The following is a 26,399-nucleotide window of genomic DNA, read 5'->3' as shown; positions in this document are numbered from 1 at the left end:
AAATTTGCGTAAACCTGTTTGACCTTGCTTTCTTCGAGTACTGCAAAATTAAGTCAGGGTTATGACCCTTGCTATTTGCAAAAAAAATTATCATTCCTGCGAAAAATCATTACCTTAAATAATTATAATCTAAATTCCTAATAAACATTCCTCTTAACCCATCAGGGGGCTGCAAAGATTCTTCCCAAAGCGTATAATCGCCGCAAAAATTTGAAATTTTTTTATGAAAAAACGTATTCTCATTCTTAATACCGGCGGTACGATTAGTTCCATTAAAGCAAGCCACGGCTATGAACCTGCGTTAGGTTATGTACAAACCGCCCTAGCAGAAATTCCCGCGTTAAAGCATGCGGAAATGCCCGATTACACGATTAAGGAATATCAACCGTTACTTGATTCTTCGAATATGACAGTTAGCGATTGGAACCGTATTGCCAGTGACATTGATGCTGAATATAACAATTTTGATGGCTTCGTGATATTTCACGGCACTGACACTATGGCCTATACAGCTTCGGCATTGTCTTTCATGCTGGAACATCTATCTAAACCTGTCATCGTCACAGGATCGCAAATTCCATTATCTGAAGTGCGCAATGATGCAATGGACAATGTGATTACTTCCTTATGGCTTTGCGCACATCAGCCCATTAATGAAGTCTGCATCTATTTCAACCAGCAGTTGATGCGTGGTAATCGAGCGCAAAAAGTCAGTTCCGAACGTTTCAATGCGTTTGATTCTCCCAATTTCCCGCATTTAGCAACCGTTGGTATTAGTATTGAGCTTCATAAAGAGCTTCTGCTCCCCCCTCCGCAACAAGGGTTTCACTTACAAACCATAAGCCCGCAATTCATTGCTAATTTTCGCTTATTCCCTGGCTTCTCTGCAAAAGTTTTAGATTATATTTTGCAACAACCCATTCGCGGATTAATACTCGAGACCTACGGCAGCGGAAATGCCCAAAATAATGACCCGCACTTCTTAAAAATTCTGCAAGAAGCGTGTGAACGGGGTGTGGTCATCGTCAATTGCAGCCAATGCCAACAAGGAAGGGTTGAGATGAGTCAATATGCCACTGGCTACACCTTAAAACAGGCTGGCTTAATCAGCGGCCACGATATGACTCCAGAGGCCGCCCATTGCAAACTTTTGTATTTGTTCAGTAAAAATTTAGATAATCAGCACGTTAAAGATCTTATGGAAAAAAACTTATGCGGCGAGCTAAGTTTGTCATCCTAAACTGATTCTAAACTACTTTAGATAAGCTGCCTTCTTTTTCTTTTTGTAACCGCTCATCTTCTGAGTCGAGTTGCTCATCCTCTTCTTCAAATCCGTCATCCAACTCTCGAGTTTGCTCTCTGGCAAACATGGCTGATCCCTTACTCAGGGAAATTGTCTTGCTTTGCCTTTTACTTTTGCTATGAACCAGCTCCTCTGAAAGCCCATCTTTTTCCGTTTGTTTGCTTGCAGAAGGACCTCCCTTGTCCACCGTAACTCTTTTCTTACCTTTCTTGTCCTCTGTGGGAGAGGATGGCTGGTCTTCGGCAGAAGAACTACTCATATCAATCGAATCTTCTTCAGTTTCCTTCCTTCCATCTATAGGCTCTTCCTCACTGAGGGCAATTATGACTTCAGGAATGCCCATAGCTAGAATTTCATTTCGGGCACCCTCCATAATCTCTTTCAGGTCGCCAGGAGCACATTCCCATTGGAGTTTCAAATCTAGCCACCCTCCTATCGTTGCCCCGAAAGGAGAAAGTGTCGAACGAAATGGGTGAGTTTGACATACTCGTGTGTTTTCACCCAAAATCGCCCCTAAGCACATCAACGTGGTTTCTTTCCTACTCTCTCGATGAAGAACTCTATTTCTTTCCGTTCCTTTTAAAGCAACTTTCAATGCCGCGATAGTATTTTGCACTAAATCAGCTTTTTCTTTACTGACTTGTGTAGTCGAAAAGATACTCCGCATAGTCGCTCCGAACCAAGTTAAACTTTTCGGTTCTTGGTATTTTTTTACATAATAAAAAACGGCATAGTAAAGGATCTTATCTAGAGGATCGGCGTATCTTGTACTTGGACTTTGAATTAATATATCGAAGACGGGGTCTGCGCTTGGATCAAGCTGCGGTTGCACATTATAGGCAAATTGATTCGTCTTAAAAATATGATGAATACCCATCACCAAGGAAACAGCCCCCTCCATAGCTGCATTAAATTCGCCCAAGCTATGTCCTGTCTGATCACATAATTTCTTCGCCAACTCTTGATATTCACGAATGAGATCAACAATAGCATCTAACGTTTCTTTATCATTAGCCTTGTCTGTAAGCTTAAAGATCGCTTTATACAGCTCGATACCATAATTAATTTTAGTTTTTGAATGCTGTACATCCCGTGTTTTTGACCAAAGCCAACTCTTATTCAGGCCCTCAGCACGCTCCTTTTCCTTCTTAATGTGGTCAATCAAGAAATATTTTGCTATATCAAGAAAAATGGTCATTGCACTACTCCTTTTGTCGCAATTTTTTTATCATATCTATTAATCGATGGATTAGCAACATACATACAATTTGTTTATTTCAGCGTCTATTAATTAAAAAGATGCACTAACTTTAGGAAGCGATAACACTCATGTCACTGCAAATAGTCATTTTAGCTGCCGGCCAAGGCAAACGAATGTATTCTAAGACCCCCAAAGTGCTTCACTGTTTGGCTGGCAAGCCAATGCTGCAATGGGTCATAGAAACTGCACAGCAATTAAATCCAGATGCTATCCATGTTGTTTATGGCCATGGAGGTGAAGAAATAAAATCAGCGTTAAACCATTCACCTGTAAATTGGATTCTTCAAGCTGAACAATTAGGTACTGGCCACGCCGTAAAACAGGCACTTACCCATATCCCTACCCAATCCCAGGTATTAATCCTTTCAGGCGATGTACCGCTAATCCGCGCAGAAACCCTTCGCGGGCTAATTAAAGGCAGCCTCCCTAATGAAAAAAAACCAGCACCGCTTAGTCTGCTCGTTGCGATTCTTGATAATCCAACAGGGCTTGGACGCATTATTCGCAATGAATCAGGTGAAATTCAGGCCATTATTGAAGAAAAAGATGCCACTGCTGAGCAAAAACAGATTAAAGAAATTTACAGCGGCATTTGTTGCGCACCGGCCGCAGACTTAGCGCGTTGGTTACCTAAATTGAATGCTCATAATGCTCAAGGCGAATATTATCTTACTGATATTATCGCAATGGCGGTCGCAGAGAATTTGCCAATTACTTCAATCCAAGCCAAGGACATCATGGAGATTCAAGGTGTCAACAATCGCCTGCAACTTCAGCAGCTAGAACGTGTTTGGCAGAAACAGGTTGCCGAGCAATTGATGCTTTCTGGCGTGAGCATCAGCGATGCGAACCGCTTGGATATCCGAGGTGAGCTTCAGTGCGGCCAAGATGTGTTCATCGATGTAAACGTGATTTTAAGCGGCAAAGTGAGCTTGGGCAAAGGTTGTCGTATTGGCCCTAATTGTGTATTAACGAATGTGGTCTTGGGCGAAAACTGCGAAATTTTTGCTAATTCCGTGTTAGAAGATTGTGTACTCGATAACAATTGCCATATTGGTCCTTTCGCACGCATTAGACCGGGAACTAAGCTCGCTGCCGGTTGCAAAATCGGCAATTTTGTGGAAACTAAAAATGCTGTTTTTGCTGAAGGAACGAAAGCGAGCCACTTAAGTTATTTGGGCGATGTTACGATTGGAAAGGAAGTCAACATCGGTGCAGGAACCATCACTTGTAATTATGACGGGGCAAACAAGCATCAAACAATTATCGAAGACGGTGTTTTTATCGGCTCTGATACGCAATTGGTAGCACCCGTGCGCATCGGTGCCAATGCAACGATTGGTGCAGGAAGCACTATCCGCAAAGATGTTCCGGAAGGGGAACTCACTTTGACGGTGAGTAAGCAAAAAACAATTCTTGGCTGGAAAAGACCCGTCAAAAAATAAAATTCAAATCCTTGCGGAAAAGGAATGTTATCAAGATGATTAGCAGCAACTTCTTGAGCCACTCGGGACAGTTGCTAGCTTACTTATGAGTCGAATAGACTGCTATTTTTAGCTATTGTTGCCGAATGCAAAGCCGTTTGGGTTTGTTTGCAGCATCGATTACACAGCCATACCACGAAAGGTAAACTCACTAAAGTCGCTATTATTTTGTAAGCCCAAGAGCTTACGGCCAAACTAAAAATTTGATCGTAGGAGTAAACCCCACCATACAAGAGGCTATAATTGACCAAGCAAAGCAAGGAAGAGGAAATCACGTTAGCAATTAAAATCCGCATGCTTCGGCTAAGGTTAAGGCCAGCATACTTCAAGTTTTCAAGCAACATGGCATTGCCAACAAAAGTAACGAATAAGGCTAAAGTCCCAGCCGGGATTCGGCGCGGAAGTATATAAGAATAAAAAGGGTTCAAATTAAAAAATTCCGGCGCAGGTAAGGCCACAGCACCCATCAATAATAAATCAAACGTTAATTCAACTAAAATAAGCACGACAGCTAACCGTAAATTAGCCCTATAGCCAAACAATTCACCAATGAGATTGCTTACTACAATGGTTAGGGGGAACAACAGGCCGCTTGCCCCTAAAGTAAATCCTTCAGGCAATGAAACTAAGCGATACTCGCAAGCCAAGCAAATCAATAAAATAGTCACTGAAAAGCTGACGAGGTAATGATACAAAGGCATAGATAAATATGCAGGCAAAGTGTTTCTTTCCAGAGCGGTCTTAACTGGCTTCAGCATAAAAAGAGAAGTTGAGTGAACAACACCAACCAATAACAAGATCCCTCCGCTCACAATCAAAGAATCAGTATAAATTTGCTGGAAATTTTGGATCAGAGGATGGGAGAATAACAACAGAAAATTGAAACTAAAAAAAGCGTATCCTCCTAGTAAAGCGAGCAGAAGACGCCCTTTTGGGGAAATCAATATAACTGTTTTTCGTGCACAACAAAATAAATGGGGTAAATAAAAACTAATAGCGAAGGCAATCGTCGATGCAAAGAATTTTTTAGGGATAGCTTCGAAAACAATCTGATAAGTAGGGTTATCATGCATGTTTTCAGCGGCCGGTAAATTTACCAACAGATAAATGCCTATTGAAAATAAGTATAAAGCAAGTAAGCATTGGTTAAGAATATGCCTCTGCTGCACGATGCTGCATTCTCGTAAAACAATTAAATAGATAATGGCAACTAAAGGGCAGAGGACACTACTTGCTGTAAAAATTAGTCCGTGCAGCTCAATAATTTTAAAGGAGACATTAATCAATAAGATAAGGCATGTCATCATACTCACTGTAAGCGACATGTAGCTTCGTTTCGATAATCCAATTGAGAAGGCAGCCATTTTAAGTTGTTCTCGTCTTGCAACCCAAAGATTAACCCCTTGGCAAAATTGAAAATGACCAGGAATATAGCATTTTTATTTTTAATTTGGCAAATTTTCATCACCATATTGGAGGATTGCTAGCTTATTTAATGATCTAGGGATTATAATTGTATAAAAATAATACGTAACCGAGCTCAAGGACTGGCTATGGCTCACTACAAAAGAAAATCCTCGGCCAAGGCAGGAATGTTGCCTGGGACTGCCGTTTATGTTGGCAAAAATCCTCCTGCAACAACCCACGTTTCAGTTCATATCTATGATGTCAAAAGTTATAAGAAACTGAAAACCTTTCAACCCGAGCTCATTCGTCAAGCATTAGCGAAAAAACAGCACGTCTGGGTCGACGTTTGCGGGCTTGCTGATGCACAGCAAATTACCCGCATCTGTGCCGAATTTTCCGTCCACCCCTTAATCATTGAAGACATCTTAAATACTGATCAACGATCTAAATTAGACGATCTTGAAGATTGCCTCTTTATTATTTTTAAACTACTTGATACCCCCACCCACAATCTCGTCTATAACGTCGAACAGCTTAGTATGGTCTTAAAAGAAACTCTTTTACTCAGCTTTCGCGAAACAGATAGATACGATTTCGCACCTATTGATAGGAGGCTAAAAGCCAAGGAACCCATCATCAGAGAACAAGACAGCGAGTACCTCTGTTACATGATTATGGATTGCATCATTGACGATTATTTTAATTTTGTCGAAGAGTGTGAGCAGATTCTTGAAAAAATGGAAAATTTGTTAATAAAAAACCCTTCGGCTATTAATCTGTCAGAATTGTACGCAATAAAAAGACGGACAATGACCTTACGAAAAATCATCGCCCCCCTACACGATATTATTCATATCCTTGTCATTGATCAAAAGCATTTACTTAATGGAAAATACCTTCTCTATTATCGCGACTTATTTGACCATACCGCCCGTCTACTTGAATCCATTGATTTGCAGCGGGAAACAATCAACGGCATTTTAGAAATGTATCTATCCACACTGAACACCCGTATGAATGAAACAATGAAAATTCTAACTGTCTTTGCCAGCCTTTTTATCCCCTTAACGTTCATTGCCGGGATTTATGGGATGAATTTTGTCTACATGCCAGAATTAAAATGGCACTATGCTTATCCGGCTGTGCTACTCATTATGTTAATCTTGGCTATTCTTATGTTTTGTTACTTTAAGCGTAAGCGATTGCTTTAATTAACAAAAAAACATAAAAGCAATTCGTTGGGCCTTGGCCCACCTGATTAAACACTAACAGAAGTATTGCGTTTGGGGAGTATGCGTGTCTTCCAATTTTACAAACCCATAGTCATCCTCTTTAGCCTCCTCTTGGTTTTCAACTCGATGAGTGGTAGTGCTAACAACACTGCTGGACCTTTTTACCTCCTCAAAAAAAGAAGGACGACTCATCATTTTCGCTTGTATTTTGTTCTCCTCTACGGGCCTCATCCCGAGCAATTTGCGCTCTACTTTTCTCTCAGTAGGTATTTTGGGTTGGGATGGTTTAGCGGTGGGCAACCCTTGTTGTTCCGTTTCGTCTGGTTTAAGCGCTTCACCCGTTTCCATCACTTGCGGATGGGGAATGATTTTAGGCACATCCACTTGCCCCCGCATGGGAGGGACAGTCGGGTCGACTTGTGCTCGCGGCTTAGGCCCACTATGAATGCCTTGTAACAGGCGGCGCTTATCTGCCAGAAAGTCCATTAATGCTTCGTTCCTCAATAAATGCAACACGATTTCAGTCAGAATTTTAGGCGTACCCATAACCATTTCAACTGCCTCAGCTGTGGTTTCCGGTGAAGTGGATGCAACACGTATAGCATACTTCCGGCTAACTTCTTCCATATCTATAATGGCATCAACCGTTTTGTCACGTAACTCCCGCCAGTGATAACTCACCAATGGATCATTTACGAATTGTTCTTGTCCCTGTAAAAGAGGGGGTAAAACGCAATATTTGACCATCTTTGTCGCCGGGTGACACCATGCATCCTCTGCCAGTTTCGCCATTTTAGCCCAAGGAATACTTGGAGCTTGGGGTAATGAATTCAACAGTGGCCTAACTATCGGCTTTACCCGGGGCAGAATGACGACTTTTGTCCCTGCCAAGATAACATCGACACTAAGCTTCACTGACTGCTCATAAAGACCTACAGGATCAATAATGAGGCGATCGGAGTGTTTAACCGGCTCAGGTAAATTATTATGGCCCGCAACAAGCACTTGCCCTACTAAGGACAATTGCTCGATTGTCGATTGATAATAGGTTCTTGGAATACCTGTTCCATATTCAATCAAGTAGGCAACTGAAGCAGATACCCCTGCATGGGTTAATCCTTGTGCTAAAACAAATTCGGGATGTTCTTTTAAATTTTCATCTAAATGGCGGCCGCAAAAAGGAGACCAGACCAAAGTAACAATATAACGGCCATTATGATAGATAGACAGCAACGTAGCGATATTCTCTCCCCCCGAGTACCGAACTATTTCGATGAGTAATTCGGTAGACCAATAAGTAATAAGATCTCGGAAAGAACCTTTCAGGAAACGCAATGTGGTGCAATCCTGGCAAATTTTCACATCGGGCAATTGATCGGCTACCGCGTTAGACGATTCTAGGGTGAGTATCGCTGTTTGCCCTATTGTTTGTAATTTCTGGCGTTTTGCAAAAACCCACACAGCAGAATTCAATACCACTAAACTGGATAGAACGAGTGTATTGGTGCTTATCCATGCCTCATCAGGCTCATCATCCAGATACTCTCTACCACGACGCTGTATTTCATCATTAACATAAATCAGGACAATAGGGGCTAAACTACGGGTCCCTACTTGCAGCATGTGTTTTCCCAACGTACGAACGCGAGGATGATGCATGAGGGAAGCCCCTGCTCTCCAGGCTGCTTGAGGCTGCCCCAGAACAAATTTTATGGTTTTAAAGGAATATTTACCTACTCCTTTGACTGCGTTGGCAAGCGTCGCATTTTGCCAAACTCTATCTCCCCAGTCCTTTATTGATTCCCATGTATCCCTCCACCCCATTGCGCACTCCCTGCAAATATTGTAAAAATTTATTCTAAGGTTATTACTAAAAAATTACCAGATTAGGCTGTTAATGGTGAATTGGTAAAAAGAAAAACCAGTATCCCTAGAGGAACCGATCGAGTATGATGATTAGTCAACGTTACTAACGCTTCAAATAAAAATGACAAAAAATTACTTTGAAAATCCTTTTAAAGGGATTCCTTTAGATAAACAGGTTACCAACCCCAATATCATTGTTGGCCGGTACAGCTATTATTCAGGCTATTATCATGGACACAGTTTTGATGATTGCGCCCGCTATTTGCTCAATGATCAAAGTAATGTTGACAAATTAATCATCGGCAGTTTTTGCTCTATTGGAACTGGAGTTTGTTTCATGATGGCGGGAAACCAAGGGCACCGGATGGATTGGATTAGTACTTTCCCTTTTTTTTACACGGGTGACCCTGAGTTTTCCTCTGCTCTTGATGGTTATCAACCATCAGGAGACACAGTGATCGGGCATGATGTATGGATTGGTTCTGAAGCCATGATAATGTCCGGTGTAAAAATTGGTTCTGGCGCAATTATCGGCAGCCGTGCTGTCATTACTAAAGATGTAGAACCTTATGCAATCATGGGGGGTGTACCTGCTAAAATGATTCGTAAACGTTTTGAGGCACCAGCAATTGATCAACTGTTGGAAATGGCTTGGTGGGATTGGCCAATCGAACGTTTGTCTGCTGCCATGCCAATTTTGTGTTCTAACGATATTCAAGCACTCTACGATTATTGGTTATCTTGGAAATAAAGGGCACAGGGTAATTGCCCTGTAAATAAGGCGCTCTTTCTCGGTATGAACTTGCTAATTGCCCAACAGGCTTTTTCATGACAGAATGCGCCCTATTTGCAATTTAGATTACCGATATGATAAAAAAAATAGCGTATGCCGCTTTAATCTCCCTTTACTCGACTAGTTGGGCAGCAACCTATATGAATTTGCACCATGCTCCCTTTAGCAAACTCAAGCAGTTCTCATTTTTACACCAGACTCGAATGCCTACTTCTTCCGCCGCGAATGCTAACGAGCTAAAACCAGTGAGCCAGACACAGCAAGATAAGCTTGTGATTACCCGCTACCAGCAACTTTATAAAGGAATTCCAATTATCGGGGCTCAGGTTACCGTGAGCCAAAATCCAAATCACCGCGGACTAGCTGACAACCAAGTTAATGGCCATTTATTTGATGACATCCAGCTCAATACAAATCCGGCGTTTAGCCCGCAGCGAGCCATTCAATTAGCGAAAAACCATTATTTCAATCAAGCAACGCTATCCGATTCACCCGAGGAAAAAAGTGAATTGCAAATTAGGGCAACCAAAGAAAATCAAAATCAATTGCAGTTGACTTACTTTGTTTCCTTTAAAAGTATGGCAAAGGATAAACCCGAATGGCCTTCCTTTATCATTGATGCACAAACGGGCGCAATCATTAATCAATGGAATAACCTTCAGTATTACACCGATAGCGGCCCTGGGGGTAATGAAAAAGTGCATGAGTACTGGTACGGACAAGATGACTTACCAGGGCTAGAAGTCTCTCAGGAAGATCAAACCTGTGTGCTCGATGATGACAAGGTTACTTTAGTGAATCTCAAATTTGAATGGGATTGGCCAGGGTTTATCCGCACCCCTTACAGGTATCCTTGCAATAACAATGTAGAAGATTTTGTCAACGGCGCTTACTCCGTTGGAAATGACGCCTATTATTTTGGCCATATCATTGTCGATTTATATAAAAACTGGTACGGACTCAATGCGTTACAAGATGATAAGGGCAATCCCCAAAAACTCATTATGCGTGTGCATTTTGGTTCATCCTTTGACAATGCATTCTGGGATGGTGAAACCATGTCTTTTGGTGATGGCTCATTCTTTTATCCCCTGGTATCCTTGGATGTTGCTGGCCATGAAGTAGCACATGGATTTACTCAACAACACGCTAACCTTGAATATCACGATGAATCGGGCGCACTGAATGAGTCATTTTCCGACATGGCAGGTCAAGCTGCCCGTGCTTATCTCTTGGAAACAGTGCCTAAATTATATAACAAAGTTCATTTAACTCCGAATGAGGTCACTTGGACTATTGGAGAAACCTTAATACCTCCCTCGTTACCCATCACGGCCGTCAGATTTTTAGATTTGCCTTCCTTGGATGGTGATTCTGCAGATTGTGTGGATAAAAAGATGGCCAGAACCCAGAAAAGCATTTGCGCGATTAGTTATCCTGAGCTTTTAGCCTATGCCGAATCAAAATTTTCAGATAGCGAACTAGACAAACAAAGTTTTTTGGTACACACCGCCAGTGGTGTATTTAACAGAGCTTTTTACTTAATGGCAAAACAATTGGGTATTAAAAAGGCTTTCCACGCGATGGTTGTTGCTAATACTAAATATTGGACACCTACCACAGATTTTAGTGAAGGTGCTTGCGGTGTCACCTATGCAGCGAAAGATTTAAATTTAAATCCTGATGTCATCGAAACTGCTTTTAGAAAAGTTGGCATCGATACAACCCACTGTATTTAATAACGGGATAAATTTTCATGAAAAAACATTTAATTTTACTTCACGTAGGGCTAGTTCTGGCTTCATCGGGTTTTGCTTCAGTCCCTTTATTCCCTAAATTGATTGAAGGTAAGCACCAGTCCAAAGCGAATAGCCAACAAAAAAAATCGCATGAAGGGTATGCCGATTTTTCGGGGCGCTGGTCTGGCGTTTGTGATAATGATCCTGAAGAGAAAACTTCGTTCACTATTGAGCAAAGTCCCGATTTTTCATCCATTACAATTGATAATGCACAAATGCCAATTGATGCGATTTCGACCTATGGCGCCAATGGAAATTTTGAAGCGGAAAAGAATATTGTCCATCTTCATTGGAGCAATGACGGCCAACAACTATTGGGTTCTCAACTTGCCTACTATAAAGCGGGCAATTTGTCTCAAGGCGGTGTCGAAATCGGAGTGGGCAAATTCAGCTGGTCAATCGAGAATGAACGCCTGCATTACAACCTAGAACTTGCTTCATATCACGATGGCGCTTTAGTCAGTAACACCTCTATCCATTGTGTTTACGATAAAGAATAGTAACCCTGGGTATATACGGCGTTATTGCATAAAGCCTCACTTTCCCCCACACGAAAGGCAATCCGAGCCGCGACCGTGAGGAAGCGGCAGATAAGAAACGCTTTTATACCCGCTTGTATACCCGCTTGCCCACGCTCGCGGTGCGGATTATCGAATTAAATGACTGGTATCGAAGCTCCATACACCTAGACTTATCCCGGTGTTTTATCGGGATATTCACACAAATCACGAATTAAACACTCAGGGCAGCGGGGTTTACGTGCGATGCACACATAACGGCCGTGCAAAATTAACCAGTGATGGGCATCCTGTATAAATTCGTTATCGATGTTTTTAAGCAGTGCCTTTTCCACAGCTAAAGGTGTCTTCCCTTTAGCAATACCCGTACGATTAGCAACTCTGAAAATGTGGGTATCGACTGCAATGGTAGGCTCGCCAAAAGCAGTATTGAGTACCACATTGGCCGTTTTACGTCCAACACCCGGCAAAGCTTCCAGAGCTTCACGATTATCGGGAACTTGCCCACCATACTTTGTAACCAAAATTTGGCAAGTTTTGATCACATTTTGCGCTTTGCCGTTGAAAAGGCCTATCGTTTTAATGTATTCCTTAAGCTGCCCTTCGCCTAAATCGAGTACGGCTTGCGGTGTATTAGCCACGGGAAACAGTTTAGCGGTCGCTTTATTGACGCTGATATCGGTAGCCTGGGCAGATAGCATCACCGCAATCAATAATTCAAACGGTGTGCTGTATTTCAATTCCGTTGTGGGTTTGGGATTATGTTCCCTGAAACGCTCAAAAATGGCACGACACTTTTGGTTATTCATTTGGATTGGTCTTTTTTTGCCTGAACCCGTGCGAGCGCTTGCAAAATGTAATCCTGCTTGGCTTTGGCATCCAAAAGCTCATCAGCAGTTTTTGCCGCCAACCGCCGCTTCTCTCGATAGGCGTGTTGCTTGTCTTGCTCTTCACGCAATAATCGGGATTGCCTAGCATTGAAGCGTTGCCTGGCTAGGTCTTTATCATAACGAAATTCAGGAATAGGGATTAATTCGATACAATCGACAGGACAAGGTTCGACACAGAGCCCACAACCGGTGCACTCGGTGGTAATCACCGCATGCATTAGCTTTCCGCTGCCCACAATAGCATCGACTGGGCATGCTTGGATGCATTTCGTGCAGCCTACACACTCTGCTTCACGGATACGTGCCAGCCTAGGTGCGCGTGTATTCGCTTGCGCTGCGGGTAGATAAGGCTCAGCATCAATCCCTAACAACTCAGCAAGCGCTTTCACCGTTGCCACGCCTCCTGGAGGACAACGATCAATAGGCGCCTTACCTTGTGCAATAGCCTCGGCATAAGGTAAACATCCCGAATAGCCGCACTCGGTGCATTGAGTCTGCGGGAGCAGCGCATCGATTGCTTTAACGGATACCATTACTTCACCTTCATCCCCGGTTGTGCGCCGCTATCGGGTTGCAAAAGGAAAATGCCCTTGCCGTCGCCCGCAGCTAAGACCATGCCTTCTGACACCCCAAAACGCATGGTTCTTGGTGCTAAATTAGCCACCATCACGGTTAAACGGCCAATCAGTTGAGCCGGTTCGTAAGCAGATTTAATGCCCGCAAAAACTTGTTTTTGCGTTTCCCCTAAATCAAGCTGTAAGCGTAATAATTTATCGGCACCTTCGACAGCTTCTACAGCAACGATGCGTGCGACACGTAAATCAACTTTGCTAAACTCCTCAATGCTGATGGTGTTTTCAGCAGCAGCTGGTTTTTTATCCTCAGTGGTATTCATCGATGATTCCTTAGTTTGCAAAAGCATTGCGTCAATTTTTTCTCTTTCAATTCGTGTCATTAAAGGGGTGAACGGATTAATGCAATGGTTAAGCAGAGGCTTATCGATACTCTGCCAAGTTAACGGGGCACAATTTAAAAATTGCTCTGCGGAAGCAGCCATGTTAGGGACGACCGGCTTTAAATAGGTTATTAATACACGGAATAAATTTAAACCCATGGTGCAAATCGCCTGCACTTCTGCCAATTGCGCGTCGTCCTTTGCCAAAACCCACGGCTTATTGGCGTCGATGTATTGATTGACCCGATCCGCACAGTCCATGATTAGACGGATGGCGCGGGCATAATCCCGCTGGACAAAAGCGTCGATAATTTCACTGCGTTCAGCGACTAATTCTTGATATAACTGAGGTTCTGCCAAGGCATCACTCAACTGGTTGCCAAAACGCTTATTAATAAATCCAGCACAACGACTGGCAATATTCACTACTTTACCCACCAAATCAGCGTTCACGCGATTAATAAAGTCATCGAAATTTAAATCCAGATCATCCACTCGACCATTTAATTTCGCCGCAAAATAGTAACGCAGGTATTCTGGATCTAAATGCTTCAGATAAGTGCGCGCCTCGATAAACGTACCGCGTGATTTTGACATTTTCTGCCCATCAATGGTGAGAAACCCGTGGGTGAACACAGCGGTGGGCAACCGATGGCCGCTACCCGCTAAAATAGCCGGCCAAAATAACGCGTGGAAATAAACGATGTCCTTGCCAACAAAATGATAAAGCTCAGTTGTTGAATCTTTATCCCAAAATTCATCGAATGATATTCCTTGTTCATCACAATATTTTTTAAAGCTCGCCATATAACCAATGGGTGCATCGAGCCAAACATAGAAGTATTTATCTTCGGTACCTGGTATTTTAAAACCAAAATAGGGCGCATCGCGCGAAATGTCCCATTGCTTCAATCCGGAAGCGAACCATTCATCCAACTTGTTCGCCACTTCGGTTTGCAGGTGGCCTTTACGCGTCCATTCTTTTAATAATGACTCATAACGCGGTAAATCAAAAAAATAATGCTCTGAATCCTTTTCAATCGGTTTCGCCCCAGAAATTGCGGATACCGCATCAATTAGATCTGTCGGTGAATAAGTTGCCCCGCACGATTCACAATTATCGCCATACTGATCAAGCGCACCACATTTTGGACAAGTGCCTTTGACATAGCGATCAGGCAAAAACATTTCTTTAACCGGATCATAAGCTTGGCGAATCGTTTTTTTAATGATCGCCCCAGCGCATTGCAGGCGTTCATAAATAGAGGTAGCCAAGCTTTGATTTTCCGGCGAATGCGTGGTGTGGTAGGAATCATAATGAATGGCGAACGCGTTAAAATCGTGTTCATGACTTTCCTGCATCTGTTTGGTCAATGCCTCCGGGCTCAAGCCTAATTGCTCTGCTTTCAGCATAATGGGTGTGCCGTGCGCATCATCCCCACAAACACTGATGCACTGATGCCCTAATAGTTTATGGGTACGCACCCAAATGTCCGTTTGCACATGTTCCACCAAATGCCCCAAATGCAAATGGCCATTGGCATACGGGAGTGCGCTGGTTACCAGCATTTTACGTACTTTTGTCATACCGTTTTGCTCATCGCAATAAAAGGGGGGATTATAACGCATAGAAAGCAGGAATGCTTCTTTTGACAACTAGAAAAATAAAGCCCTGGTTTTCAAATGGGCATAAAAAACGCGGCAGAAGCCGCGTTTTAGAAGGAGGAAGAATTAATGATGTGATGGTGTTGTTGCACTAGGATCTAAGTCGAGTAGGCTTGCATCTTCAGGTCTACGCTCAGTAGACTGTGGCGTTGTAAATGTGCCCATTCCTGAGGTAGCAAAACTTACATGCTGATCACGTCGCTCTTCCCCTCTGCGCTCTTCACGTGGGAAAGGCATCATTGTAGGCACACCGAAAGTTGGCACAGGTTGCAAAGTTCGGATTATGATTCCTGCAGCATTCTCAACACGTTGACCAAGTCTCGCTTCTTCTTCTCTTATGTGTTGGTGAACACCATTAAGTTGCTTCCCAACTTGCTTTTTAACTTGCGCTTTAACGACATCTTTAATTTCATTGTCAATCATGTCTTTAAGCTCAGCTTTAGTAGCAGGCTCGGCAGATGGGGTAGAGCTACGGAAGAAGTTAGCCGTGTGCTTTAAGAAGTTCCAAGTACCTTTTAAGAAGTTACCTACTCCGTAAAGGGTAGCCCCTGCAACCATACCTCCAACAACACCAAAAGCACCGAGTACAGCAGCAGCGCCAGGAAGGCTTAAAGAAGCAAGCCATGCTAGAGGAGCAACAGTACCGATAGTAGGCAGAGCTACAGTGAATGCAGCAGCAGCAGCGACGACACCAGGCCAGAAGAAAATGATAGCCGCTGTGAGGGCAGCACCGCCAAGTATAGAAAGGGCAACTACGCCGATAGCGTATTTGTGGTCTTTAATAAAGTTGCCGATTGCTTTGAAACCATCACCAATTTTTCCAGCAACATTAGTGATTCCGCCCCAAACGTTAGCACCGAACTGAGCGATAGCTCCCCTTGCGCTCACTTTTGGAGTTCTACCTCTTTTTGTTGAAGTGGAAGATGGATCGAATGAAACTCCACTGTCTTCACGAGCTGATCGACGTGAATCTGATGACTCACTACTCAAAAGATCAAATTCTTCTGTTGTAGATCTATCATATTTTTTCATGTTTACTCCTAAGGTTAAAAATCGAGGCGGATCATAGCAAGCCTTTTACAAAAAGTGAATCAAAAATGTTCAATATGTTGTAACATAATTGTAAAGTGCATGTTTTTAAACAATAAATTTTATGCACAAATAGTAAAAAAAATATTCACATTAGACATAAAATGTTGGATCTGGCAGCTGTGCAGCCTCAAAACCCTGTTTGCGAAAGCGACAACTGTCACATCGACCACAGGCTTTACCGCTTTCCGTGGCTTGGTAACAAGACACCGTTAAGGCGTAATCCACCCCTAACTTGCTGCCAACCAGAATGGTTTCTGCCTTCGATAAGTGTTGAAGGGGCGCATGAAGACTGAACGAATCCCCTTCCACCCCGGCCTTGGTTGCTAAATTAGCCAGTGTTTGAAATGCTGCAATATATTCAGGACGGCAATCCGGATAATGGGAATAATCGACCGAACTCACGCCAATAAAAATGTCCCTAGCGCCTATTACTTCCGCGAACCCTAACGCATAGGATAAAAAAACAGTGTTGCGTGCAGGCACATAAGTCACTGGGATTTCTGGGCTCCCTGAGTAATCTGGGACCTGGATGGATTTATCAGTCAAGGCTGAACCACCCAATTGACCGATATCCAGATCAATAATACGATGCTCAGCAACCGAAAAATGCTTAGCCACTCGATACGCTGCAGCCAATTCGGCGGAATGCCGTTGTCCGTAAGCAAAACTGAGTGCATAACAAGCAAACCCCTTTTCTTGGGCTATTGCTAAACAAGTTGTGGAATCTAACCCACCTGATAATAATACTACGGCTTTTTTCATCTCAATTTACAATCTATATCGATTAACCCTGTAACCCCTGGAATCTAAAGATTAAAGGGCCCAAGCCTTTTTGGGCTCAAAAGCGTAGAAGTCCCGGGGGGCGTAAATGCGGCATTGTACCTTTTTTGCCTTGAACCACAAACTCGCGCAGAGGGAATAAAATTTTGTTAATTTTCAATTTTAACGTTCTTCTTTGATTTTTAACTATAATTTTACGTAAATAAGTTAACAATTTCGTAAATTCTTAGGCCACCAACTTGTCCTGGCAAGCACTGATATGGTATAAAAGAGAATATATTGAACTATGTGTTCATATTTTCTTCAGATTTAGCAGCAAGCATCTTGGGGTCTATCATGATCGGTGGTATCAACATAGCAATCAAAACCTCCTATGAAGCACATAGTCAAGCAGAACAAGACGCTATTCATTTGCTTTACGCGGAAGCCAAAGACGCTAAAACCTCATTACTGCTGTTGGATACAGAAAAACTTGCAAAACAGCGCGCTGCATTGCCTACTCTGCATGCTTATTATAAAGCTGAACTCGAGAGGACTAATCCCGCGATTTTTGATTTTTTACACCCTGAGCAAAAAATAAGACTGAGAAATAAACTTATCTTTAGTTATTACCTACTCTATGCTCAATATCAGCTCGATTCCGCTGAGGGAAGGCGGTATACCTTAAAAGATCATCGAACCGCGTTAACTCTTTGCGCGCAACGTATTAAAGAGTTAGATACCGCTGGCGTGTCAGGCCAGAGAAGTTCCTTTGAAGACGATCTGGAAGCAAACATTAGCCTAGCGACCAAATGCTTGCAGTTTATTGGGTTGACACAAATTGCTCGCTGGTTTGTTGAAAAATTCCAGCAATTTATGGATAACCATTCTGGCACCCTTGTGGAATGGATGAGCGAAATAAATGGCAGACGCTTATATTGGGTTTGGGGCGGCGGAATGCTCGCTACCCTTTTTGAGATGCTGCCTGACAATTTCTTCAACAAATTAGAAGCGCAAGCAAATTTGACAGCACCATCTCCCGTTACCGGTTATATGAGCTTTGTGCTTTATTACACTCGTTTTGGAATCAACGTTCTACTATTGCTTAAACATACCTTTTTCCCTACAAAAGAAGAATGCCATATTCCACGTTGGGACCGATTCATAACCCAATTGAAACAAAGAAAATTCGCCTTGCTCAATGACTCCATTTGGGGTATCGCCAACATGATTTGTTATTTCTGGCTTACCGGCAGCGGGATGCTAGGTTATGCCGGCAACATTGTAACAGTCGCTTTATTATTAATGGATTTAGCGTTAACGACATGGCGTTTTTGTGAGGAAACCACAAAACATAATGCGGATATGGAAGCACTTAGGAAAGATCGGAAGAAATTAAAATCGGAGATTTCATCGCTTAATTCAGCAATTGTAAGCGAGCTTAATCCGTTTATAAAGGAAGAGCTCGAAGCAAAACTGAAGCAATTGGAAGACGAGCTACGAAATCTCGACAAGATGGAAGTCAAAGCAAATCTCGACTGGAAATATAAAAAATATGGCTTAGTCAATGATTGGGTTTATGCTTTATCCCTTGTGATCGCTTTCAGCATCATGTGCTGTCTCTTCTTCCCGCCTACTGCAGTTGTACCGGCCACTGCACTGATTGTTGGCATGGTGGGGGCTGCCCTTTGCTTTGTTCTCACGGCTGCAACCGCGGCTGTCGCAGGCGCACTTGAAGTGGCTAAATCAAAAGAAATAAGCAGGCTGGAACGAAATAACTGCACAACGCTTTTAGACGCTTTTGAAAAAGAGAATGACCCTAACCGCAAAAAGCAACTCTATTTGGAAATGAAATTGGCACTGGCTGAATCTGATTATCACCAAAGGGTAGCTCGGTTTCAAATGGTGAAACTTATTCGAGCTACTTTAATTGATGCATTAATTCCGCCACTCGTGTTTGTGTCGCTCATGTTCATGCCCATAGGAGTAGGATTAGCTGTCCTGGCCGCAGGATTTGCTTTAGCTATCATTTCAAACGCAATAATTAATCGTTTTGAACCTGAGCATGAAAAAATGCCTGATTTTAACGATGAGGAATATCGAGATTTTGTCGAGAATCCTGACCTTAAGGAGCTTGCAAACACCACGAGGGAAACGAAGGATGGACTTAAATTATACGGCTTGATGAAACCAACCCCAGATTATGTCCAATTGGCAAAGGAATCACCTAATACCGATCTGGAAACGCCCAACACATTTTTGCTTAGCTAGCCTGCACCTAGGATGAAGATCTTTAGTGTCGCGTATGTTGCTAAAAAAGTGTATAATTGCTCGTTTTATTGCCTAATACATTTTCTTCATGAATCTTGAAAAACACTACGACGTCATCGTTGTCGGTGGCGGACATGCAGGTACAGAAGCAGCCCTTGCTGCTGCTCGATTAGGAGTCCAAACCCTACTGCTTACCCATAACATGGATATGCTCGGCCAAATGTCATGCAATCCAGCTATCGGGGGCATAGGGAAAGGCCATCTCGTAAAAGAAATTGACGCATTGGATGGCGCTATGGCCTTAGCAGCAGATCAAGCAGGCATTCAATTTCGTATTCTAAATGCATCCAAAGGGCCTGCTGTACGCGCCACCCGTGCACAAGCCGATCGTGTGCTTTACCGTCAAGCCATTCGTCAAATTTTGCAAAAACAACCTAATCTCACTCTATTTCAACAAGCTGTTGATGATTTGCTTGTTGAAGGGGAACGTGTGGTTGGGGTAGTGACGCAAATGGGTTTAACACTGCGCGCACGCGCTGTAGTTTTGACCGTAGGGACTTTCCTAGGTGGAAAAATACACGTAGGGATGAGTCAATATGCTGGCGGCCGTGCGGGTGATCCCCCGGCTATTGCTCTTGCAAAACGCCTACGTGAACTCGAACTTCCTGTAGGCCGATTGAAAACAGGCACGCCGCCACGGATCGATGGCCGTACACTCGATTATAGCCAAATGACGGTGCAACCTGGAGACACGCCTGTTCCTGTGTTTTCGTATTTGGGTAAAGTGGAAGACCATCCGCAACAACTGCCCTGCCATATTACCCATACGACAGAAAAAACCCATGAAATTATTCAAGCCAATTTGCATCAATCCCCTATGTATGCGGGGGTTATTGAAGGGGTAGGACCACGATATTGTCCTTCTATTGAAGACAAGATCGTTAGATTTGCTGACAAATTATCCCATCAGATTTTTGTTGAGCCCGAAGGCTTAACCACTGATGAAATTTATCCTAACGGCATTTCAACCAGTTTACCCTTCGATGTTCAAGTACAATTTGTCCGCACAATCCGCGGCTTTGAGAACGCCCATATCACACGGCCTGGCTACGCCATTGAATACGATTATTTCGATCCACGCGGCCTAACGCCTTTTTTACAAACTAAACCGTTAACTAATCTCTTTTTTGCTGGCCAGATCAACGGTACTACAGGTTACGAAGAAGCCGCCGCTCAAGGGTTGATTGCCGGAATGAATGCCGCCTTGCAAGTACGGGAGCAACCGCTTTGGAGCCCACGCCGTGATGAAGCCTACATGGGGGTCTTGATCGATGACCTTATCACTTGTGGAACCCAAGAACCGTATCGCATGTTCACTTCACGTGCCGAGTATCGTCTGTTATTGCGGGAAGATAATGCTGATCTACGCTTGACTGAAAAGGGAAGAGCATTAGGCTTGGTGGGTGACCAACGCTGGCAAGTTTTCTGTGAAAAGCGGGAAGCGATCGAACGCGCCCAAGCGAACTTAAAAAGCACTATTGTACGGGTTGCCCATAATGAAGCGTTAGGCTCTTTACTTGAAAATCCTTTGCAACATGATTGCCGCGCCTCAGATTTATTAAAACGTCCTGAGATTGGGTACCTCAGTCTACAGGCAATTACCGACCTCGGATTGCCAGAGTTGGCTAATGAGGTTGCTGAGCAAGTGGAAATTCAATGTAAGTACGCCGGATACATAGAACGTCAATTGCTTGAAATTGAACGCTTGCGTAAACATGAAAATACGCGTTTACCTGCAACTTTAGACTATAATACTGTTGCTGGCTTATCGACTGAAGTTATTCAAAAGTTAAATCGCATCAAACCAGCTACATTAGCTCAAGCGGGGCGTATTTCAGGCGTCACTCCGGCAGCCTTATCCTTGCTTTTAGTTCATTTGAAAAAACATCGGGAACCTGCATGACCTTGCCTGAGACTAGCCTTCAAACTTTAGTAAGCGGTATAGACGAATTGGGCCTATCTGTAGCTGCAAACCCGCTTATGCAGTACTTGCTTTTATTGCGGAAATGGAATCAAACCTACAACTTAACTGCGGTGAGAGATTTAGAGACTATGGTTAGCCGCCACGTATTAGATAGTCTAGCGATAATACCCTGGATTAGAAGTAATCGGGTACTCGATGTCGGCACTGGCGCAGGCTTACCTGGTATACCGCTCGCACTCGCCATTCCTGATCTACAAATCACCCTTTTAGACAGTAGCGGTAAAAAAATTCGTTTCCTGCAGGAAGTGAAGCGCCATTTGCAATTGAACAATATCGAAGTCGTACAAAGTCGGGTGGAAAACTACCACCCTTCCTTTGATTTTGGTACAGTAACCAGTCGAGCCTTTAGTGATTTAGCACAAATGATCGAGTGGACGCAGCATCTTGTTGGCATCAACGGTATCTGGCTTGCCATGAAAGGCCGCTACCCAGAAACTGAATTAGCTGGCATCCATCTGCCCTATCAGGTTCATTCTTATAAAGTACCTGGTATGGATGTAGAACGTTGCTGCGTGATTATCGAAAAAGCAACCAAGGAATAACCATGGCGAAAGTCATCGCAATTGCCAATCAAAAAGGAGGCGTGGGTAAAACCACAACCGCGATTAATTTAGCAGCGTCAATTGCTGCTAATCGCCAATCTGTTTTACTCGTCGACCTTGATCCCCAAGGTAATGCAACAATGGGCTCAGGTATCGATAAAAATAATTTAGTCCACACGGCAAATGATGTTTTGCTCAGAGATTGCTTAGCTAAGCAAGCTTCTCTGGCAACAACCTGCGGATTTGATTTAATACCCGCTAATGGTGATTTAACTGTTGCCGAAGTAAGCCTGATGGAAAGGGACCATCGTGAAACATTTCTTTTTAAAGCCCTGCAACCCATTCAAGCGGCTTATGACTTTATTTTGATTGATTGCCCTCCCGCTTTAAACACACTCACCATTAATGCCCTGGTTGCGGCTGATTCAGTATTAATCCCTATGCAATGTGAATATTATGCGCTTGAAGGATTAGCTGCTTTAATGTCAACTATTGAACAAATAAAGGCCTCTGTGAACCCTCGTCTACAAATTGAAGGCGTATTGCGAACAATGTACGATGCTCGCAACCGTCTTTGTGCCGAAGTTTCCAAGCAGCTTCTCGAGCATTTCCATTCAAAAGTCTACAGAACTGTAGTACCCCGTAATGTGCGATTGGCCGAGGCACCAAGTCATGGTATGCCAGCTTTACAATATGACAAATCATCTCCGGGCGCTGCCGCATACATGGTTTTGGCCGCTGAGGTCATGAGCAAACAGACAGTAACCGCTTAATTGAGGTAGATATGACAGTAAAACGCAGCGGTTTAGGACGAAATTTATCCGCACTATTAAGTAACTCAACCACTCCTTTACTGAGCGAAAAACAACCTCAGGATTATTTTAAATTATCCATTGATTGTTTGCAGCCCGGAAAATACCAACCACGGGCTGAAATCGAAGAAGCCCCTCTTTCAGAGTTAGCTGCATCCATTAAGCAGCAAGGTCTGCTGCAACCTTTAGTTGTTCGTGAAATTGCAAAGGGACAATACGAAATTATTGCTGGAGAGCGCCGTTGGCGCGCCTGCCAGTTGGCAGGATTAACCGAAGTCCCTGTTGTGCTGCGCCAAGTCGATGATGAAACCGCTATGGCTATGGCCTTAATCGAAAATTTACAACGAGAAGATCTCAATGCTATGGATCAGGCAAGAGCAATGCATCGGCTGACCACTGAATTTAGCCTTACCCATCAGCAAGTTGCAGATTTATTGAGTAAATCACGGGCAGCGGTAAGCAACTATTTACGCTTGCTTAGCTTAAATCATGAAGTGAAACAGCTTTTGGAGCATGGCGATTTAGACATGGGCCATGCTCGAGCTTTGCTTATTCTTGAGGAGGAACAACAAGCCCAGGTCGCCCGTCTGATCGTTGCTAAAAATTTATCTGTACGGGAAACAGAGAAATTAGTTGCACGGGTTAAGAGAGGCAGAAAGGAACAGGTTAGCGTGCCTGAGGTTTGTCCAATCGTAAAAGCAAAAATAGACACATTGGCTGAACAGTTAAATACGAAGATTAGAATTAAACCGGAAAAATCAGGTAAAGGCACTCTAATTATTCATTATGAGACAATGCAGAGCTTGCAAAGCGTCATCGATCTCATTTCATCCCAAACTTAGCTTAACACCGCCAAAAAACCCAATTAATGGACTAATAATCTGAACTTCTTATCCCGGCAAGCGATTGCAAAAACGCTGGCTTCTTTTCCTACAGTTCAGACCTAAATTATCTCAGCCTTAAGTTTCCTGATCCTCTGCCGATAAGATAAGTATGAGCGGAGGAGCAATGCAAATCCAACCTATGCAACCGGTAGCGATAAAGCTAAAATGCGGCCAGATCCAAACATCCGGCTTTTTAGTGCAATTAACAGATTCCGAAATGCAATTGACATGTACCGATTATATGGAAAAAGACAGCTCGGTCGCCTTTACATCAAAATTTTTTAGTGGGGAAGCGAAGATCATTGAGCTCAACTTCGCTCATTCTCACTTCTTATATACCTTGAGCATCAATTTTATTCGTTATCAACCAGGTTTAGTTGTGAACAAAACATTATGAGTTCCTCGTAACTCCCTGGCACTTCAATCTTGAGCACTAGGTATGGCATTCTGAACACCCCACAGATATGTCATCCCGAACGGCAGATTTGTCATCCTGAGCGCATTTTTGCGCGAAGGATCTCCTGGCAGTGGTACTGCCTCCAACGTTCGATGGGTACAGATCTTTCCATTAACAATTAAATGCATTAATGAGAGATTCCTCTTCTTTCACAACACAGAACTGCCAGATAATTTTGTTTCACTCTATCATCTGTAAATCAGCCCAACATCGTTGCCCGTGAATATATCCTTTGAGTTTTACCGCCGACGCGAAAGTCTATGCAGTCCAGGGTTTTAACTGATGCTGTTTTCACCAATACCATTATCGATACTTCGGTTGTAACATGCTAGTGATGTTAGTGTTTGATCATGGCCATATATTTGTTCAAGTGGTTATTCGATTATTTAAATTGTGCCACTGCCAGGAGATCCTTCGCGCAAAAATGCGCTCAGGATGACAAACCTAGGAAGCGCTCAGGATGACATACTTGGGAAGCGCTCAGGATGACATACTTGGGAATGCGCTCAGGATGACATACTTGGGAAGCGCTCAGAATGACAAACCTGGGAATGCGCTCAGAATGACAAACCTGGGAATGCGCTCAGGATGACAAACCTGGGAATGCGCTCAGGATGACAAACCTGGGAATGCGCTCAGGATGACAAACCTGGGAATGCGCTCTCAGGATGACAAGCCTGGGAATGCGCTCTCAGGATGACAAGCCTGGGGAGCGCTCAGAATGACATACCTGGCCTGGGGATGGGCTCGGATGGTGTGGGGTTGCTATAACCAGTAAACAAAGACGAACAAAAACAACCAAACAACGTCGACGAAGTGCCAATACCATGCCACACCCTCAAAGGCAAAATGCCGTTCAGGCGTGAAGTGTCCTTTAATGCAACGAATAAGGATTACAATAAGCATGATTGTCCCTATCGTCACATGTAAGCCATGGAATCCTGTTAACATGAAGAAAGTAGTACCGTAAATACCGGCATCAAGAGTAAGCCCCATCTTTGTGTAAGCTTCATGGTATTCATAAGATTGCAAGGTCAAGAACAGCATACCGAGGGCAATTGTACAAATCATACCCACGATTAACTGTCGGCGATTATTTAATTTTAAAGCCCAATGAGCCCAAGTGATTGTTACACCTGAAGTTAATAAGATGAGCGTGTTTATTGCGGCTAATCCCCAGGCTTCCATGGCTTCCTGGGCACCAAAGAATATTTGATTATTTGGATTTTTGAGCAATGGCCAGGATGCGGTAAAGTTTGGCCAAAGTGTAATATGGGTAATCGGATTAAGCTGGCCACCTAATTCAGGGACAGAGGATAGGCGGGCATAAAACAGCGCACCGAAAAAAGCGCCAAAAAAGCAAACTTCTGAAAAAATAAACCAGCACATCCCCCAACGAAATGAGCGGTCGACCTGTAAATCAAATACTCCTTTCTGATTCTCGTAGATAACTTGGCCAAACCAACCAAACATCATGAAAATCAAAATACCTAGGCCAAGGGCGAAAATATACGGACCATACCAATCAGAGTGCAGCCAGGAGCCCGCGCCAACCAACGTTGTGGTTAAACCTATTGAGCCGACTAGTGGCCAATGACTGGGTTTAGGGATGTAATAAGTACCATGCGCTCCCATTATATGTTTTTCTCCTGTTATTGAGTTGCTACTTCTCATGTAGTCGATCAGTCCAATTGGAAAAGGCCATAATTGGCTCATCAGGCAAGAGGACCTTATCTCTCACTTACTCATTTACCTACAGCAACACTTTGGTTTGAAATTACTTTACCAGTAACGTCAAACAGTGTGTACGACAATGTTATCGTCTTTACATTTGCCGGTAAGTCTGTATCTAAATGAAACAATAAAGGCATGTTCATTGCCTCATGTCCATTAAGTGTTTGTTGGGTAAAACAAAAGCATTCTGTCTTTTTCAAATATTTAGCTGCAATACCTGGTGTCACGCTTGGAATAGCCTGCACAGTCATGGGGTGATCTGTTTTATTCTCAGCATAAAAAGCCAGCTTGGCAATCTCTCCTGGATGCACTTTAATCTTTTGAACTTTTGGATAAAATGCCCACGGTACACCACCATTATTTGTTGCTACAAACTCTACTGTTATCTCCCGATTCCAGCTAATTTTTGCCGATTTCGCATCATAAGCTATCGGCTTATCATTTACTTTACCATTGATGCCAAGAGTCTTACACAATGTATTGTATATCGGCACCAAAGCAAAACCGAAACCAAACATAGCGAGCACAGCCGCGGCTAAAACAATAACTAATTTTGTGTGACTCTTTGCAGCCATTGCACCTCGCATAACTTGAAGCTCGGCTATCATGCCGAGCTCACAGGTTCATTTTT

22 protein-coding genes are annotated in these 26,399 nt (G+C 43.3%); 12 read left to right on the top strand and 10 right to left on the bottom strand.

The genetic code is table 11. The features are described from left to right. Positions 1–223 precede the first annotated feature (223 nt). Positions 224–1,240 carry an asparaginase gene (ansA, locus tag LMI_RS00555; RefSeq protein WP_045098068.1) on the top strand — a complete coding sequence of 339 codons (1,017 nt, stop codon included), beginning with the start codon at positions 224–226 and terminating at the stop codon, positions 1,238–1,240. 7 nt (positions 1,241–1,247) lie between these two features. Here ansA and LMI_RS00550 read toward each other — a convergent pair whose 3' ends face one another. Beyond that, positions 1,248–2,501, bottom strand: a complete 1,254-nt coding sequence (locus LMI_RS00550) for a hypothetical protein (RefSeq protein ID WP_045098067.1) — start codon at positions 2,499–2,501, stop codon at positions 1,248–1,250. A gap of 131 nt (positions 2,502–2,632) precedes the next feature. Between LMI_RS00550 and glmU the strand changes: the two genes are divergently transcribed. Next, complete coding sequence (gene glmU, locus LMI_RS00545) at positions 2,633–4,009, top strand: bifunctional UDP-N-acetylglucosamine diphosphorylase/glucosamine-1-phosphate N-acetyltransferase GlmU (protein ID WP_045098066.1); 1,377 nt, start codon at positions 2,633–2,635, stop codon at positions 4,007–4,009. Positions 4,010–4,092: 83 nt separating this feature from the next. Here glmU and LMI_RS00540 read toward each other — a convergent pair whose 3' ends face one another. Continuing rightward, positions 4,093–5,412 (bottom strand): VUT family protein, encoded by a 1,320-nt coding sequence (locus LMI_RS00540; protein ID WP_045098065.1) that lies wholly within the window; start codon positions 5,410–5,412, stop codon positions 4,093–4,095. A 189-nt stretch (positions 5,413–5,601) separates the two neighbouring features. Between LMI_RS00540 and corA the strand changes: the two genes are divergently transcribed. Beyond that, the gene (gene corA, locus LMI_RS00535; protein ID WP_045098064.1) at positions 5,602–6,666 is read left to right on the top strand and encodes a magnesium/cobalt transporter CorA; all 1,065 of its coding nucleotides are present in this window, start codon (positions 5,602–5,604) and stop codon (positions 6,664–6,666) included. A gap of 54 nt (positions 6,667–6,720) precedes the next feature. On the opposite strand, the gene LMI_RS00530 is transcribed toward corA, so the two are convergent. Then, entirely contained in the window at positions 6,721–8,511 is a 1,791-nt protein-coding gene (locus LMI_RS00530; RefSeq protein WP_045098063.1) for a hypothetical protein, read from the bottom strand. Between the two features lie 163 nt (positions 8,512–8,674). Between LMI_RS00530 and catB the strand changes: the two genes are divergently transcribed. The 3 genes from catB (at position 8,675) to LMI_RS00515 (ending at position 11,645) form a co-directional block, all read left to right on the top strand. Beyond that, positions 8,675–9,304 (top strand): type B chloramphenicol O-acetyltransferase, encoded by a 630-nt coding sequence (gene catB, locus LMI_RS00525; protein ID WP_045098062.1) that lies wholly within the window; start codon positions 8,675–8,677, stop codon positions 9,302–9,304. Between the two features lie 116 nt (positions 9,305–9,420). Further along, positions 9,421–11,085 (top strand): M4 family metallopeptidase, encoded by a 1,665-nt coding sequence (locus LMI_RS00520; protein WP_045098061.1) that lies wholly within the window; start codon positions 9,421–9,423, stop codon positions 11,083–11,085. 17 nt (positions 11,086–11,102) lie between these two features. Further along, positions 11,103–11,645, top strand: coding sequence for a hypothetical protein (locus LMI_RS00515; protein WP_045098060.1), 543 nt, complete (start codon positions 11,103–11,105; stop codon positions 11,643–11,645). A gap of 191 nt (positions 11,646–11,836) precedes the next feature. On the opposite strand, the gene nth is transcribed toward LMI_RS00515, so the two are convergent. The 5 genes from nth to queC all read right to left on the bottom strand — a co-directional run bounded on the left by nth (position 11,837) and on the right by queC (position 17,027). Further along, entirely contained in the window at positions 11,837–12,472 is a 636-nt protein-coding gene (gene nth, locus LMI_RS00510; RefSeq protein ID WP_045098059.1) for an endonuclease III, read from the bottom strand. Further along, on the bottom strand, positions 12,469–13,086 hold the full coding sequence (locus tag LMI_RS00505) for an RnfABCDGE type electron transport complex subunit B (RefSeq protein WP_045098058.1): 618 nt from the start codon (positions 13,084–13,086) through the stop codon (positions 12,469–12,471). Before LMI_RS00505 ends, nth begins: the two co-directional genes overlap by 4 nt. Beyond that, positions 13,086–15,095 (bottom strand): methionine--tRNA ligase, encoded by a 2,010-nt coding sequence (gene metG, locus LMI_RS00500; RefSeq protein ID WP_045100471.1) that lies wholly within the window; start codon positions 15,093–15,095, stop codon positions 13,086–13,088. Before metG ends, LMI_RS00505 begins: the two co-directional genes overlap by 1 nt. A gap of 144 nt (positions 15,096–15,239) precedes the next feature. After that, on the bottom strand, positions 15,240–16,205 hold the full coding sequence (locus LMI_RS00495; protein WP_045098057.1) for a phage tail tape measure protein: 966 nt from the start codon (positions 16,203–16,205) through the stop codon (positions 15,240–15,242). Positions 16,206–16,355: 150 nt separating this feature from the next. Further along, positions 16,356–17,027 carry a 7-cyano-7-deazaguanine synthase QueC gene (gene queC / locus LMI_RS00490; RefSeq protein WP_045098056.1) on the bottom strand — a complete coding sequence of 224 codons (672 nt, stop codon included), beginning with the start codon at positions 17,025–17,027 and terminating at the stop codon, positions 16,356–16,358. 354 nt (positions 17,028–17,381) lie between these two features. Between queC and LMI_RS00485 the strand changes: the two genes are divergently transcribed. From LMI_RS00485 to LMI_RS00460, 6 genes are all read left to right on the top strand, one after another. Then, positions 17,382–19,295, top strand: coding sequence for a hypothetical protein (locus LMI_RS00485; RefSeq protein ID WP_045098055.1), 1,914 nt, complete (start codon positions 17,382–17,384; stop codon positions 19,293–19,295). A gap of 88 nt (positions 19,296–19,383) precedes the next feature. Beyond that, on the top strand, positions 19,384–21,258 hold the full coding sequence (gene mnmG / locus LMI_RS00480) for a tRNA uridine-5-carboxymethylaminomethyl(34) synthesis enzyme MnmG (protein WP_045098054.1): 1,875 nt from the start codon (positions 19,384–19,386) through the stop codon (positions 21,256–21,258). After that, positions 21,255–21,881 carry a 16S rRNA (guanine(527)-N(7))-methyltransferase RsmG gene (gene rsmG, locus LMI_RS00475; protein WP_045098053.1) on the top strand — a complete coding sequence of 209 codons (627 nt, stop codon included), beginning with the start codon at positions 21,255–21,257 and terminating at the stop codon, positions 21,879–21,881. Before mnmG ends, rsmG begins: the two co-directional genes overlap by 4 nt. Before the next feature lie 2 nt (positions 21,882–21,883). Continuing rightward, complete coding sequence (locus tag LMI_RS00470) at positions 21,884–22,654, top strand: ParA family protein (protein ID WP_045098052.1); 771 nt, start codon at positions 21,884–21,886, stop codon at positions 22,652–22,654. An 11-nt stretch (positions 22,655–22,665) separates the two neighbouring features. Then, the gene (locus tag LMI_RS00465; protein WP_045098051.1) at positions 22,666–23,535 is read left to right on the top strand and encodes a ParB/RepB/Spo0J family partition protein; all 870 of its coding nucleotides are present in this window, start codon (positions 22,666–22,668) and stop codon (positions 23,533–23,535) included. A 166-nt stretch (positions 23,536–23,701) separates the two neighbouring features. After that, positions 23,702–23,974: a hypothetical protein gene (locus LMI_RS00460; protein WP_045100470.1), complete on the top strand. Its 273-nt coding sequence runs from the start codon at positions 23,702–23,704 to the stop codon at positions 23,972–23,974. A gap of 825 nt (positions 23,975–24,799) precedes the next feature. On the opposite strand, the gene LMI_RS00455 is transcribed toward LMI_RS00460, so the two are convergent. Together LMI_RS00455 and LMI_RS00450 are read right to left on the bottom strand one after the other, a co-directional pair. Further along, positions 24,800–25,669 carry a cytochrome c oxidase subunit 3 gene (locus tag LMI_RS00455; protein ID WP_045098050.1) on the bottom strand — a complete coding sequence of 290 codons (870 nt, stop codon included), beginning with the start codon at positions 25,667–25,669 and terminating at the stop codon, positions 24,800–24,802. A gap of 110 nt (positions 25,670–25,779) precedes the next feature. Next, the gene (locus tag LMI_RS00450; RefSeq protein ID WP_074454208.1) at positions 25,780–26,343 is read right to left on the bottom strand and encodes a cytochrome c oxidase assembly protein; all 564 of its coding nucleotides are present in this window, start codon (positions 26,341–26,343) and stop codon (positions 25,780–25,782) included. Positions 26,344–26,399: the final 56 nt, after the last annotated feature.

The organism is Legionella micdadei (genome assembly GCF_000953635.1).
Classification (GTDB): Bacteria; Pseudomonadota; Gammaproteobacteria; order Legionellales; family Legionellaceae; genus Tatlockia; species Tatlockia micdadei.
Note: the sequence above shows the minus strand (reverse complement) of the source record. Positions and strands in the feature narration are given on the sequence as shown.

What these genes read in the sequence shown, in the direction of transcription:
- ansA (WP_045098068.1), top strand. Translation starts at nt 224, where the DNA reads ATGAAAAAACGTATTCTCATTCTTAATACCGGCGGTACGATTAGTTCC.
- LMI_RS00550 (WP_045098067.1), bottom strand. Translation starts at nt 2,501, where the DNA reads ATGACCATTTTTCTTGATATAGCAAAATATTTCTTGATTGACCACATT.
- glmU (WP_045098066.1), top strand. Translation starts at nt 2,633, where the DNA reads ATGTCACTGCAAATAGTCATTTTAGCTGCCGGCCAAGGCAAACGAATG.
- LMI_RS00540 (WP_045098065.1), bottom strand. Translation starts at nt 5,412, where the DNA reads ATGGCTGCCTTCTCAATTGGATTATCGAAACGAAGCTACATGTCGCTT.
- corA (WP_045098064.1), top strand. Translation starts at nt 5,602, where the DNA reads ATGGCTCACTACAAAAGAAAATCCTCGGCCAAGGCAGGAATGTTGCCT.
- LMI_RS00530 (WP_045098063.1), bottom strand. Translation starts at nt 8,511, where the DNA reads ATGGGGTGGAGGGATACATGGGAATCAATAAAGGACTGGGGAGATAGA.
- catB (WP_045098062.1), top strand. Translation starts at nt 8,675, where the DNA reads ATGACAAAAAATTACTTTGAAAATCCTTTTAAAGGGATTCCTTTAGAT.
- LMI_RS00520 (WP_045098061.1), top strand. Translation starts at nt 9,421, where the DNA reads ATGATAAAAAAAATAGCGTATGCCGCTTTAATCTCCCTTTACTCGACT.
- LMI_RS00515 (WP_045098060.1), top strand. Translation starts at nt 11,103, where the DNA reads ATGAAAAAACATTTAATTTTACTTCACGTAGGGCTAGTTCTGGCTTCA.
- nth (WP_045098059.1), bottom strand. Translation starts at nt 12,472, where the DNA reads ATGAATAACCAAAAGTGTCGTGCCATTTTTGAGCGTTTCAGGGAACAT.
- LMI_RS00505 (WP_045098058.1), bottom strand. Translation starts at nt 13,086, where the DNA reads ATGGTATCCGTTAAAGCAATCGATGCGCTGCTCCCGCAGACTCAATGC.
- metG (WP_045100471.1), bottom strand. Translation starts at nt 15,095, where the DNA reads ATGACAAAAGTACGTAAAATGCTGGTAACCAGCGCACTCCCGTATGCC.
- LMI_RS00495 (WP_045098057.1), bottom strand. Translation starts at nt 16,205, where the DNA reads ATGAAAAAATATGATAGATCTACAACAGAAGAATTTGATCTTTTGAGT.
- queC (WP_045098056.1), bottom strand. Translation starts at nt 17,027, where the DNA reads ATGAAAAAAGCCGTAGTATTATTATCAGGTGGGTTAGATTCCACAACT.
- LMI_RS00485 (WP_045098055.1), top strand. Translation starts at nt 17,382, where the DNA reads ATGATCGGTGGTATCAACATAGCAATCAAAACCTCCTATGAAGCACAT.
- mnmG (WP_045098054.1), top strand. Translation starts at nt 19,384, where the DNA reads ATGAATCTTGAAAAACACTACGACGTCATCGTTGTCGGTGGCGGACAT.
- rsmG (WP_045098053.1), top strand. Translation starts at nt 21,255, where the DNA reads ATGACCTTGCCTGAGACTAGCCTTCAAACTTTAGTAAGCGGTATAGAC.
- LMI_RS00470 (WP_045098052.1), top strand. Translation starts at nt 21,884, where the DNA reads ATGGCGAAAGTCATCGCAATTGCCAATCAAAAAGGAGGCGTGGGTAAA.
- LMI_RS00465 (WP_045098051.1), top strand. Translation starts at nt 22,666, where the DNA reads ATGACAGTAAAACGCAGCGGTTTAGGACGAAATTTATCCGCACTATTA.
- LMI_RS00460 (WP_045100470.1), top strand. Translation starts at nt 23,702, where the DNA reads ATGCAAATCCAACCTATGCAACCGGTAGCGATAAAGCTAAAATGCGGC.
- LMI_RS00455 (WP_045098050.1), bottom strand. Translation starts at nt 25,669, where the DNA reads ATGGGAGCGCATGGTACTTATTACATCCCTAAACCCAGTCATTGGCCA.
- LMI_RS00450 (WP_074454208.1), bottom strand. Translation starts at nt 26,343, where the DNA reads ATGGCTGCAAAGAGTCACACAAAATTAGTTATTGTTTTAGCCGCGGCT.